Here is a 12,439-nt window from a genome sequence, read left to right as displayed (position 1 = left end):
CGCAAGGGGGTGCGCATGACGGGAAGGGCAGGGAGAACCGTGAAGGCCTCACATCAGGCGAGCGCCGGAGATCTGCTCGAACTGGTGCGCAGCGGCCGGGCCACCACGCGAGGTGCGCTCCAGCAGGTCACCGGTCTGTCCCGCGCCACGGTCGGCCAGCGGCTCGACCGGCTCTTCCGCGCGGGCTGGCTGCGTGAGGGCGCCGGCGGTCCGGTCGACTCGCCTCTCGGGGGCCGCCCCTCCATCACCCTGGAGTTCGACGACGAGCACGCCGTCGTCCTGGCCGCCGACCTCGACACCCGGCACGGCCGGGCGGCCCTCCTCACGCTGACCGGGGAGATCCTGGCCGAGCGGACCGGCGTCCTGGTGGTCGACGAGGGCCCGGAGGCGGTCCTGGACGAACTGGGGCGCTGGTTCGCCGGCCTGCTGGAGGAGGCCGGGCAGCGCACGGACGCGGTGTGCGGCATCGGCCTCGCGGTGCCGGGTCCGGTCGACAGCGACACCGGCCGCGTGGTGCAGCCGCCGATCATGCCGGGCTGGGACGGTTACGACATAAGGGGCCGCCTGGGCCGCGCCTTCGCCGAACACGCCGGCCCGCGCACGGCCCCGGGCGCCGGCCGGGCGGCGGTCCCCGTCCTCGTGGACAACGACGCCAATCTCATGGCGTACGGCGAACAGCGCACCGGCTATCCCGACTGCTCGGCGTTCGCCCTGGTCAAGGTCTCCACCGGAATAGGCGCGGGCATGGTCGTGGGCGGCAGCATCTACCGGGGCGTCGACGGAGGCGCGGGCGACATCGGGCACATCCGGGTGGGCGCCGACGCGCTGTGCCGGTGCGGCTCGTACGGCTGCCTGGCCGCCGTCGCGAGCGGTGGCGCGGTGGCGCGCCGGCTCGCCGAGGCGGGGGTCCCCGCCGCGTCCGGCTCGGACGTGCGGGACCTGCTGGCGGCCGGACATCCCGAGGCGATGGCGCTCGCGCGGGAAGCGGGACGGCAGGTCGGCGACGTGCTCGCCACCGTGGTGACGCTGCTCAACCCCGGCGTGCTGATGATCGCCGGCGATTTGGCCGGAACTCCCTTCCTCACGGGCGTGCGTGAGCTCCTCTATCAGCGGGCGCTGCCCCGTTCCACCGCTCATCTGGACGTGGTGACCTCGCGGCTCGGTGAGCGGGCGGGGCTGGTGGGGGCCGGTGCGCTGGTCGTCGAGCACCTGTACGCGCCGGAGCGGGCCGAGGAGCGGCTGGCCGCGCTCGGTGTGTGACCACCGTGTGTCGTGTCCGCGAACCGGTCCGCATGGTGAAATCCGGACGTCCTCACCGGCGTGATTCTCGCCACCCTTGATAGGGGTGCTGCTCAGATGAGCGGATCATGGGCGGCTGCACTTCCCTAAGGGGTGGCACTCAGTGCCACCCCTTGATCGTTCATCGATTAAACTCAGGCGTGCTGAAGCTCGCTCATGTGAGCGCTCATGAGGTGTCGTGGGGGATCTTGCGTTCAAGAAGTGAAAACATCTGGGCCTCGGCGCTTGCCAAGCTTTGACTTTCGATCTGCTGGCGGACGAGTGGTTACAGGCGCATGACGCACAAGTGGACGTACCCAGGCGCCTTCGATCTGGGTATGTTCCTCGCCGTCAGGGCAGCCACCGCGACGTCGAGGAGTCGAGACGCGTGTCGGAAAACAAGGATCTTCACGTAGCCGAGAACGGCGTCGAAGGCGTGAAGTTCGTTTATGACTTCACCGAGGGCAACAGGGACCTCAAGGACCTCCTCGGCGGCAAGGGTGCAAACCTCGCCGAGATGACCAACCTGGGTCTTCCCGTCCCTCCGGGTTTCACGATCACGACCGAGGCGTGCAAGACGTACCTCGACAGCGGCGAGGAGCCCGCGGCACTGCGTGACGAGGTGAGTGCACACCTCGAAGCCCTCGAGACGAAGATGGGCAAGAAGCTCGGCCAGGCCGACAACCCTCTGCTCGTGTCCGTCCGCTCCGGGGCGAAGTTCTCGATGCCGGGCATGATGGACACCGTCCTGAACATCGGCCTCTCCGACAAGTCGGTCCAGGGCCTCGCCAAGCAGGCCGGCGACGACCGCTTCGCGTGGGACTCGTACCGCCGCCTCATCCAGATGTTCGGCAAGACGGTCCTCGGTGTGGACGGTGAGCTCTTCGAGGAGGCGCTGGACGCCGCGAAGGACGCCAAGAAGGTCACGGTCGACACCGACCTCGAGGCGGCCGACCTGAAGAAGCTCGTCACCAAGTTCAAGAAGATCGTCAAGACCGAGGCCGGCCGCGACTTCCCGCAGGACCCGCGCGACCAGATGGACCTCGCCATCAAGGCGGTCTTCGACTCGTGGAACGGCGACCGCGCGAAGCTGTACCGCCGCCAGGAGCGCATCCCGCACGACCTGGGCACCGCCGTCAACATCTGTTCCATGGTCTTCGGCAACCTGGGCCCGGACTCCGGCACCGGCGTCGCCTTCACCCGTGACCCCGCCAGCGGCCACCAGGGCGTGTACGGCGACTACCTGCAGAACGCGCAGGGCGAGGACGTCGTCGCGGGCATCCGCAACACGGTCCCGCTCGCCGAGCTGGAGTCGATCGACAAGAAGTCGTACGACCAGCTGATGCAGATCATGGAGACCCTGGAGAACCACTACAAGGATCTCTGCGACATCGAGTTCACCATCGAGCGCGGCCAGCTGTGGATGCTCCAGACCCGCGTCGGCAAGCGCACGGCGGGCGCGGCCTTCCGTATCGCCACGCAGCTGGTGGACCAGGGCCTGATCGACGAGGCCGAGGCGCTGCAGCGCGTCACCGGCGCCCAGCTCGCCCAGCTGATGTTCCCGCGCTTCGACGAGCACGCGAAGGTCGAGCAGGTCGGCCGGGGCATCGCGGCCTCGCCGGGTGCGGCGGTCGGCAAGGCGGTCTTCGACTCGTACACCGCCGTGAAGTGGTCGCGTTCCGGGGAGAAGGTCATCCTGGTCCGCCGGGAGACCAACCCCGACGACCTCGACGGCATGATCGCGGCCGAGGGCATCCTGACCTCGCGCGGCGGCAAGACCTCGCACGCGGCCGTCGTCGCGCGCGGCATGGGCAAGACCTGTGTCTGCGGCGCCGAGGAGCTGGAGGTCGACACCAAGCGCCGCCGGATGACCGTGCCCGGCGGGCACGTCGTCGAGGAGGGCGACCTCATCTCGATCGACGGCTCCAGCGGCAAGGTGTACCTCGGTGAGGTCCCCGTCGTCCCGTCCCCGGTCGTCGAGTACTTCGAGGGCCGGATGCACGCCGGAGCCGACGACGCCGACGAGCTGGTCGAGGCCGTGCACCGGATCATGGCGTTCGCCGACCGCAAGCGCAGCCTGCGCGTACGCGCCAACGCCGACAACGCCGAGGACGCGCTGCGCGCCCGCCGCTTCGGCGCCCAGGGCATCGGTCTGTGCCGCACCGAGCACATGTTCCTCGGCGACCGCCGCGAGCTGGTCGAGCGCCTGATCCTCGCGGACACCGAGGCCGAGCGCGAGGAGTCGCTGAAGGCGCTCCTGCCGCTCCAGAAGAAGGACTTCGTGGAGCTGTTCTCGGCGATGGACGGCCTGCCGGTCACGGTCCGTCTCCTGGACCCGCCGCTGCACGAGTTCCTGCCGGACATCACCGAGCTGTCGGTGCGCGTCGCGCTCGCCGAGTCCCGCAAGGACGCCAACGAGAACGACCTGCGCCTGCTCCAGGCGGTGCACCGCCTGCACGAGGCGAACCCGATGCTGGGCCTGCGCGGTGTGCGCCTCGGCCTGGTCATCCCCGGCCTGTTCACGATGCAGGTCAGGGCGATCGCGGAGGCCGCCGCCGAGCGCAAGAACGCGAAGGGCGACCCGCGCGCCGAGATCATGATCCCGCTCGTCGGCACCGTCCAGGAGCTGGAGATCGTCCGCGAGGAGGCCGACCAGGTCATCGCCGAGGTCGAGGCGGCCACCGGTGTGCAGCTCAAGCTCGCGATCGGCACCATGATCGAGCTGCCGCGCGCCGCGCTGACGGCCGGCCAGATCGCCGAGGCGGCGGAGTTCTTCTCCTTCGGCACGAACGACCTCACCCAGACGGTGTGGGGCTTCAGCCGCGACGACGTGGAGGCGTCCTTCTTCACGGCGTACCTGGAGAAGGGCATCTTCGGCGTCAGCCCGTTCGAGACGATCGACAAGGACGGCGTCGGCTCCCTGGTGAAGTCCGCGGTGCAGGCCGGCCGCGCGACGCGCCCCGACCTGAAGCTCGGCGTCTGCGGCGAGCACGGCGGCGACCCCGAGTCGGTCCACTTCTTCCACGAGGTCGGGCTCGACTACGTCTCCTGCTCGCCGTTCCGGATCCCGGTGGCCCGCCTGGAGGCGGGGCGCGCGGCGTCGACGTCCAAGGGCAGTGACCACCGCTAGGCCCTGAGGGCCTGTCCCGGCCCCGGGACCGCCGTCGGTCCCCGACCCTCACCGACGGCGGTGGTCCCGGTGCACGAAGAGAGGGCGGTACCCCTGTGCGGGGGGTGCCGCCCTCTCCGCCTGCCCGGGGACGGGACGGCGCGTACCGTGAGCGCGAGGACCGTGATCGTCGAGGGCGCGGGAACCGGAGAGGGAATCCGTCATGACCGGGTGGAACGCGGGCGACATCCCCGACCAGAGCGGGCGCACCGCGGTGGTCACCGGGGCCAACAGCGGCCTCGGCTTCGTGACCGCGCGGGAGCTGGCCCGGCACGGCGCCCGGGTGGTCCTGGCCTGCCGGAGCGCGGCGCGCGGCACCGCGGCCCGCGAGCGGCTCGTCTCGGAAGTGCCGGCCGCGGACGTGGAGTTCCTGCCGCTGGACCTCGGGGAGCTGGCCTCCGTCAGGGAGTTCGCGGCCGGGTACGCGGGCGCGTACGAGCGGCTCGACCTCCTCGTCAACAACGCCGGGGTCATGGCGCTGCCCGAGGGCCGCACCGGCGACGGCTTCGAGACCCAGTTCGGCGTCAATCACCTCGGGCACTTCGCGCTCACCGGGCTCCTGCTCCCCGCGCTGCTGCGCACGCCCGGCGCGCGGATCGTGACCGTGTCGAGCATGGTGCACGCGCTGGCGAACATCGACATCGACGACCTGGGCGGCGAGCGCGGCCGCTACCGCAAGTGGATCGCCTACGCCCGCTCCAAGACCGCCAACCTGCTGTTCACGCACGAGCTGGCGCGGCGCCTGGCCGCCGCGGGCTCGGACGTCGTCGCGGCCGCCGCGCACCCCGGTTACGCCTCCACCAACCTCCAGGCAGCCGGGCCCCGGCTGGAGGGCCGCAAGGGCGCCGAGCGGATGATGGAGGCCGGCAACCGGCTCTTCGCGCAGAGCGCCGAGGCCGGGGCGCTGCCCTCGCTGTACGCCGCCACCGCGCCCCGGGTGGCGCCCGACTCCTTCACCGGCCCGTCGCTGGCGATGTGGCGGGGCGCGCCCGCGCCGTCGTGGCGGGCTCCATGGACCCGCGACGACCGGGCGGGAGAGCTCCTCTGGGCCGCCTCGGAGCGGCTGACGGGCGTCACCTACGACACGATCGAAGTGTGACGCCACCGGCCGCGGGAGCCGCCGCGCGGCCGGGACGGGGCCTGGGCCGGCGCCCGGCCGTCCGCCCGCGCCCGGGTGACGGCCCACGCTCGGCCGACGGCCCGAGCGCGCGGCACACCCGGGCCGAGAGGTCCTGCCGGTGGGCAGGGGCGGGCCGTGGGCCGGGGCGGGCCCGGGGTCAGAGCGAGCCGCCGCCGTCGAGCACCAGGTCCGTGCCGACCGTCGAGGCCGCGTCGTCCGAGGCCAGGTACAGGATCGCCGCGGCCGCCTCCTCGGTCCGCGCCACCCGGCCGAGCGGCAGGTCGTGCCGCAGCCGCTCCGCGCGTCCGGCCTCGGTCTCACCGGGACGCAGCGACATGGTGGTGGCGGTGGCGCCCGGGCTGACGACGTTGATGCGGACGCCCTCCCGGATGTGGTCCAGGGCGGCACCGCGGCTGAGCGCGGTCACGGCGGCCTTGGTCGCGGAGTAGGCGGCGGCACCCGCGGAGGCCGTGTGCGCGCCGAACGTGGAGGAGACGTTGACGATCGCGCCGCCCGACGGCTGGGTCCGCATGTGCGCGATCTCGGCCCGCAGGGCCAGGAACACGCCGGTGACGTTGATGCCGAGCTGGGTGTGCCAGTCGTCCTCCGCCAGGTCCGCCAGGGGCCGGCCGCCGCGGAAGACGCCCGCGTTGTTGACCGCCACGTCGAGCGAGCCGAAGTGTTCCACGGCGGCCCGGACCAACTCCTCCGCGTCGGCGGGGCGGGAGACGTCCGCGGTCACCGCGAGGGCCTTGCCGCCCTGCTCCTCGATCAGCCGGACGGTCTCGGCCAGGGGCTCCGCCCGCCGTCCGGCCACGACGACCCGGGCGCCCTCCGCGGCGAGGGCGAGCGCCGTGGTGCGGCCGATGCCGGACCCGGCGCCCGTGACGAGGGCGGTCCGGTCGGTGAAGCGGTTGCCGGTGCTCCGAGTGGTCATGATCTCCCCTTTTTTGACCGATCGTTTCAATATGAGGACGAGAAAAAGGCCCTCCGACGGAGGGCGCGGAACTCAGTCGAGCAGGGCCAGGGCCTGCTCCGCCGCGTCCCGGACGCGGGCCGGGTCCGACGAGGCCTTGCCGACCACCCGCAGGCCCTGCATCAGGACCAGGAGCATGCGGGCCAGGGCGAGCGGATCGCGGCCCCGAGGCAGTTCGCCCTGGGCCTGGGCGCGCACCAGCGTCGTGTGCAGGACGGTCTCCAGTTGGTCCCAGTTGCGCTCGACGCGCCGGGCGGACGCCGGGTCGTGCGGGGCGAGTTCGGCCGCCGTGTTGGTGACCAGGCAGCCACTGCGGCGCAGTTCCTCATGGGCGGCCTCGGTCGCGTAGCTCCGCACGACCGCCCGTACGGCCGGCAGTGCGGGGCCCGGCTGCGACAACTCCCCGACGATCCGGGTGAGTCCCGTCTGCTCGTACCGGTCGAACGCCTTCAGGTACAGCTCGTGCTTGCTGCCGAACGTCGCGTACAGGCTCGCCCGGCCGATGCCGAGGTGCTCGACCAGGTCGGCCATCGAGGTCGCCTCGTAGCCGCGCCGCCAGAACAGCTCCAGGGCTGCCCGCAGCGCGGCGTCCGGGTCGAACTCCTTGGTCCTGGCCATGCAGGTGACCGTAAGTCATTCAAGAACGACCGGTCAAGAAGGGGTGGTGGCCGGTCAGGCGGCGCGCACCTCGTACACCGCCACGCCGACCGCGTCGTCGTCCAGGCAGCGTCCCGACTCCAGGTCGAAGCGCTGCTTGAGGAGCGGGGAGGCGACGAACGGGCGGCCCCGGTGGGTGCCGGTCAGCCCGCGGGACAGCACCGCCGCACCGGTGAACGGGTCGCGGTTGTCGACGGCGTACGTCCGCCCCGCGCGGTCGGTGAACAGCGCGACCTGACGGCCGTCGGGCAGCAGCGCGGCGACTCCGCGGCCCGGGGTCAGCAGGGACGGGTCGCAGACCGTGAACCAGCCGTCCTCCAGCAGGAGCTGGAGCCTGAGGGCCGTGGTCGTCTCGGGTGCCAGGGTCATCGCTGGGCGCTTCCTTCCAGGAATGAGGTCTCCCCTGCTCGAGCGGAGCCGAGAGCCTGGGGACGGGTGCCGATGGTCAGCAGCGGCAGGTCGGGCTTGATCTGGTCGCGCTCGGGGATGAACCCGACGACCGGGTCGGGGGTGTCCGGGGCGTTCACGAAGGACACGAACCGGGCCAGCTTCTCGGGGTGGTTGATGGTCTCGGCCCACTCGTCGCGGTAGTTCGCCACGTGCGCCGACATCAGCGACTCCAGCTCCTCGCAGATGCCCAGCGAGTCGTGGACCACCACGTCCCGCACGTGGTCGAGGCCGCCCGGGATCCGCTCCAGCCAGGTGGAGGTGCGCTCCAGCCGGTCGGCGGTGCGGATGTAGAACATCAGGAACCGGTCGATCAGACGCACGAGTTCGGCGTCGCTCAGGTCCTGGGCCAGCAGGTCCGCGTGGCGCGGGGTGGCACCGCCGTTGCCGCCGACGTACAGGTTCCAGCCGTTGGAGGTGGCGATCACGCCGAAGTCCTTGGACTGCGCCTCGGCGCACTCGCGGGCGCAGCCGGACACCGCCGACTTGAGCTTGTGCGGGGACCTGAGCCCCCGGTACCGCAGCTCCAGGTCGATCGCCATGCGCACCGAGTCCTGGACGCCGTACCGGCACCAGGTCTGGCCCACACAGGACTTGACGGTGCGCAGGGACTTTCCGTACGCGTGACCGGACTCGAAGCCGGCGTCCACCAGCCGCGCCCAGATCAGCGGCAGCTGTTCGACGCGCGCGCCGAACATGTCGATGCGCTGGCCGCCGGTGATCTTCGTGTAGAGCCCGAAGTCCCGGGCCACCTCGCCGATCACGATGAGCTTCTCGGGAGTGATCTCGCCGCCGGGGATGCGCGGGACGATCGAGTACGAGCCGTTCCTCTGGAGGTTGGCGAGGAAGTGGTCGTTGGTGTCCTGGAGCGCGGCCTGCTCACCGTCCAGGACGTACCCGTCGGCGCCGATCGTCGGCGCGAGGGAGGCGATGATCGAGCCGACGGCCGGCTTGCAGATCTCGCACCCCTCGCCACCACGGGCCTCCTCGCGTCCGTGCCGGTCCAGCAGCACCTGGTACGAAGTGATCCGCAGCGCGAGGACGATCTCGTACAGCTCCTCGCGGGTCTGCCCGAAGCAGCCGCACAGCCCGTGGTCGACCTCGACACCGCTCGCCTCCAGCTCGTCGTTGACGAGCTGGCCGAGTACCTTGACGCAACTGCCGCACCCGGTGCCCGCCTTGGTGCACTTCTTGACCTCCGGCACCGTGGTGCAGGAGTGCTCGGTGACCGCGCCGCGGATCGTGCCCTTGGTGACGTTGTGGCAGGAGCAGATGACCGCGGAGTCGGGCAGCGCGGAGGGGCCGAGCGCGACCGGCGCGCCCGCGCCCGCCGGCAGCACCAGCTGCTCGGGGGCGACGGGAGGAACCGAACCGGTCAGGGCGCGCAGCGTGCCGTAGGCCTCCGCGTCACCGACCAGGATGCCGCCGAGCAGCTCGCCGTCCCGGCCGATGACCAGCTTCTTGTACGTGCCCGACCGCGAGTCGGCGTAGACGACGTCGAGGCAGCCCGCGCTGGCACCGTGCGCGTCGCCGAAGGAGGCGACGTCGACGCCGAGGAGCTTGAGCTTGGTGGAGAGGTCGGCGCCGGTGAAGCTCGCCTCGTCGGCGGCGATCGTGGCGGCGACCGTCTCGGCCATCTCGTAACCGGGCGCCACCAGGCCGTACACACGGCCGTCCGAGGCGAGGGCGCACTCACCGATCGCGAACACCCGCGGGTCGGTGGTGCGGCACTGGGCGTCGACCGTGATGCCGCCGCGCTCGCCGACCGCGAGCCCGGTGTCGCGGGCCAGCTGGTCCCGGGGACGCACTCCCGCCGAGAACACCACGAGGTCCGTGGGGAGTTCGGAGCCGTCGGACAGCCGCATGCCGGTCACGGCGCCGTCGTCCCCGATGACGATCTCCTGCGTGCCGGTGCCCGTGTGCACCGTCAGACCCATGTCCTCGATGGTGCGCAGCAGCGCCGCGCCACCGCCCTCGTCGACCTGCACCGGCATGAGCCGGGGCGCGAACTCCACGATGTGCGTGGACAGTCCGAGCCCCTTGAGGGCACCGGCCGCCTCCAGCCCGAGCAGTCCGCCGCCGACCACCGCACCGGTCGTGGCCCGCGCCTTCGCGTACTCCTCGATGGCCAGCAGGTCCTCGATCGTGCGGTAGACGAAGCAGCCCTCGGCGTCCTTGCCGGGGACCGGCGGGACGAAGGGGTACGAGCCGGTGGCCAGGACGAGCGTGTCGTACGCGACCGTCAGACCCGAGCGGGCCGTCACCTTCCGCGCCGCACGGTCGATCGACTCGGCCGGGTCGCCGAGGTGCAGCTCGATGCCGTGCTCCTCGATGAACTCCGTCTCGGTGAGGGAGAGCTCCTCCGGGGTGCGGCCCGAGAAGTACGAGGTGAGCTGGACCCGGTCGTAGGCCGGGCGGGGCTCCTCGCAGAGCACGACCACGCGGTGCGTGGCGGTCAGCCCGCGCTCGGCGAGCGCTTCGAGGAAGCGCTGGCCGACCATGCCATGGCCGACGAGCACGATCGTGGGGGTGTCCATGGACATCAGGAGCCTCCGTCGTTGGTGAGCAGGTGGAGCAGTGGTGCGCCGTCCCCGGGGAGCGGCTCCGCTCCCTCCCAGGCGCGGGCGAGGGCACCGACGGTGCCCAGGTCGCCGACGAGCACGCCGCCGACCACCCGGTCGTCGCGGACGACGACCTTGCGGTAGGTGCCGCGGGTGGCGTCGGCGAGCTGGACGACGTCGTCCCCGGGGCGGGGGTCGGGTTCGCCGAACGCGGCGAGGTCGAAGGGGGCGCGGCCGCCCGTGAGGGTGAGCCGGGTCAGCGACCGGGTCCCCGTGTAGCGGGCGGCGGAGCGTGCCTGGGCAGGCGGAGCGTCCGCGGCGCCGGAGCCGTCCGCGGCGCCCGGACCGTCCGCGCCCGCGGCGCGTCCCGCGCCGGCGGCCTCGGCGGCGATCAACCCGGCCAGCACGTCGGCCTGTTCGAGGGCCGGAGCGGCCAGACCGTAGACCGTCCCGTCGTACTGGACGCAGTCGCCGATCGCCCGGATGTGCGGGTCGGACGTGCGCAGTTCGTCGTCGACGAGGATTCCCTTGTGGACCGCGAGCCCCGCCTGCTGGGCGAGTCCCGTACGCGGGTGGACTCCGCAGGCGAGGACGACGAGGTCGGCGTCGAGGGCGTAGCCGTCGGCCATCTCCACGGAGCGGACCGCGCCGCCGACACAGCGCACGTCACGCACCCGGCACTCGGTGTGCACCTCCACCCCGAGGCCGGTGAGGTGCCGGTGGATCAGGCGGGAGGCCGCCGGGTCCAGCTGGCGCTCCATGAGCCGCTCGGACTGCTGCGCCAGCACCACCTGGGCGCCACGCACCGCGAGGGCGCGGGCGGCCGAGACGCCGAGGAGTCCGCCGCCGATCACCACGGCGCGGGTGCCCTCCCGCACGGCCTTCGACAGGCCCAGACAGTCGTCCATGGTGCGGAACGCGTGGACTCCCTCCGGGAGCTCGTGCCCGCCCTGCGCGAACAGTCCACGCAGCGGCGGGAGCACCGGGTTCGAGCCTGTCGCGAGGACCAGCGTGTCGTATGCGATCTCCGAGCCGTCCGCGCAGCGCAGGGTGCGCGCGGCCCGGTCGATGCCGGTGACCCGGGCGCGGACCAGGCCGCCCGGCGCCGGGAGGGCGATCACCTCGGGCGCGTACCGCCCGGCCAGGACCTCGGCGAGCAGGACGCGGTTGTACGGTGCGTGCTCCTCCTCGCCCACGAGCACCACGGAGACGCCGGGCGCCGCGAGGCCGCCGGGAGCGACGAGAGCGGGGCCGCCGGACGCGCCGAGCTCCGCGAGCCGCCGGGCGAGCCGTACGCCCGCGAGCCCGGCGCCGATCACCACCACACGCGTATTCGAGGTCATGACCACACGGTGCGGTGCCGGTGTTACCCGGCAGGATCACGACTGTTTCCCGGGAGGAACGCTGCCCTCAGCGGCACCGGAGTCCGGGTGTGAGGCTTCGGGTCGTGCGACGGGGAGCGGGTGTGAGGCTTCGGGTCGTGCGACGGGGAGCGGGTGTGAGGCTTCGGGTCGTGCGACGGGGAGCGGGTGTGAGGCTTCCGCCCGTCCGGCCGGAGCAGACCTGAGGCATCCGCCCGTCCGGCCGGGAGCGGGGGAGGTGGGGTTGACCGAACCCCCGGTCTCCGTGCGAGCACCATCGAACGCGCCGCCCGCGCACGCAACCCTTGAGGTGCCGGACCACACCAGCTCACCCACAGGGGGACCACCATGGCCACCGCCCGCGGACTTCAGCCGCCGCCCGCACCCGACGACACCGCCGTACGCGTCTGGCGGTTCGTCCGCGAACCCTTCACCGCGGGCACATGGCGCCGCGTCGCCTACGCGCTGCTGGCCTTCCCGGTCGGTGTGGCGTGCATGCCGCTGTCGCTGCTGGGCGCTCCGACCGGGCGCTGGCAGCGCGGTCTGCTGCGCCGCTTCCTCGGCGCCCGCCCGGCCGGCTCCTCGGGCGGCCTCGCCCACGCCCTCCTCGCGGCCCCCCTCAACCTCCTGGTCCTCGCCGTCACCGCGTACGGCTGGTCCCTCGTGCCGATGAACCTGGGCTGGCCCCTGCGCGCCGGCTCCGACTACGCGGACGCCTGGGGAGGGCCCACCTTCGCCGGCGCCTGGACCTTCCACGCCGTCGTCGGCGGCCTCGGGTTCCTGCTGGTCATGCCCTGGCTCGGCCGCGCGATGGCGGCCGTCCAGCTCCGTGTCGCGTCGGCCCTCCTGCCGTGACCGCCCCGCGAGACC

General features: G+C 72.4%; 9 protein-coding genes. 4 read left to right on the top strand and 5 right to left on the bottom strand.

The window, feature by feature from the left end; all coding sequences use genetic code 11:
* The first annotated feature begins 15 nt into the window (after positions 1 to 15).
* From BKI49_RS11580 to BKI49_RS11570, 3 genes are all read left to right on the top strand, one after another.
* Positions 16 to 1,260, top strand: a complete 1,245-nt coding sequence (locus BKI49_RS11580) for an ROK family protein (protein WP_179332408.1) — start codon at positions 16 to 18, stop codon at positions 1,258 to 1,260.
* 406 nt (positions 1,261 to 1,666) lie between these two features.
* Positions 1,667 to 4,408, top strand: a complete 2,742-nt coding sequence (gene ppdK / locus BKI49_RS11575) for a pyruvate, phosphate dikinase (protein WP_373557537.1) — start codon at positions 1,667 to 1,669, stop codon at positions 4,406 to 4,408.
* Between the two features lie 202 nt (positions 4,409 to 4,610).
* On the top strand, positions 4,611 to 5,546 hold the full coding sequence (locus BKI49_RS11570; protein WP_095934164.1) for an oxidoreductase: 936 nt from the start codon (positions 4,611 to 4,613) through the stop codon (positions 5,544 to 5,546).
* A gap of 178 nt (positions 5,547 to 5,724) precedes the next feature.
* Here the strand turns inward: BKI49_RS11570 and BKI49_RS11565 are convergent, their stop codons facing one another.
* The 5 genes from BKI49_RS11565 to BKI49_RS11545 all read right to left on the bottom strand — a co-directional run bounded on the left by BKI49_RS11565 (position 5,725) and on the right by BKI49_RS11545 (position 11,551).
* A complete protein-coding gene (locus BKI49_RS11565) occupies positions 5,725 to 6,504 on the bottom strand; it encodes an SDR family NAD(P)-dependent oxidoreductase (protein ID WP_095934163.1) in 780 nt (259 codons plus the stop codon).
* Positions 6,505 to 6,576: 72 nt separating this feature from the next.
* Entirely contained in the window at positions 6,577 to 7,161 is a 585-nt protein-coding gene (locus BKI49_RS11560) for a TetR/AcrR family transcriptional regulator (RefSeq protein WP_095934162.1), read from the bottom strand.
* Positions 7,162 to 7,215: 54 nt separating this feature from the next.
* The gene (nirD, locus tag BKI49_RS11555; RefSeq protein WP_095934161.1) at positions 7,216 to 7,569 is read right to left on the bottom strand and encodes a nitrite reductase small subunit NirD; all 354 of its coding nucleotides are present in this window, start codon (positions 7,567 to 7,569) and stop codon (positions 7,216 to 7,218) included.
* Positions 7,566 to 10,190 carry a nitrite reductase large subunit NirB gene (nirB, locus tag BKI49_RS11550; RefSeq protein ID WP_095934160.1) on the bottom strand — a complete coding sequence of 875 codons (2,625 nt, stop codon included), beginning with the start codon at positions 10,188 to 10,190 and terminating at the stop codon, positions 7,566 to 7,568. The genes nirD and nirB overlap by 4 nt, the downstream gene beginning before the upstream one ends.
* Positions 10,190 to 11,551: an NAD(P)/FAD-dependent oxidoreductase gene (locus BKI49_RS11545; RefSeq protein ID WP_095934159.1), complete on the bottom strand. Its 1,362-nt coding sequence runs from the start codon at positions 11,549 to 11,551 to the stop codon at positions 10,190 to 10,192. Before BKI49_RS11545 ends, nirB begins: the two co-directional genes overlap by 1 nt.
* A 366-nt stretch (positions 11,552 to 11,917) precedes the next feature.
* Here BKI49_RS11545 and BKI49_RS11540 point away from each other — a divergent pair, with 366 nt between their 5' ends.
* Positions 11,918 to 12,424, top strand: coding sequence for a hypothetical protein (locus BKI49_RS11540; protein WP_095934158.1), 507 nt, complete (start codon positions 11,918 to 11,920; stop codon positions 12,422 to 12,424).
* Positions 12,425 to 12,439: the final 15 nt, after the last annotated feature.

Source organism: Streptomyces sp. Tue6028, from assembly GCF_002300165.1.
GTDB lineage: Bacteria > Actinomycetota > Actinomycetes > Streptomycetales > Streptomycetaceae > Streptomyces > Streptomyces siamensis.
The sequence above is the reverse complement of the archived record's forward strand: the minus strand, read 5'-3'. Positions and strand labels throughout refer to the sequence as shown.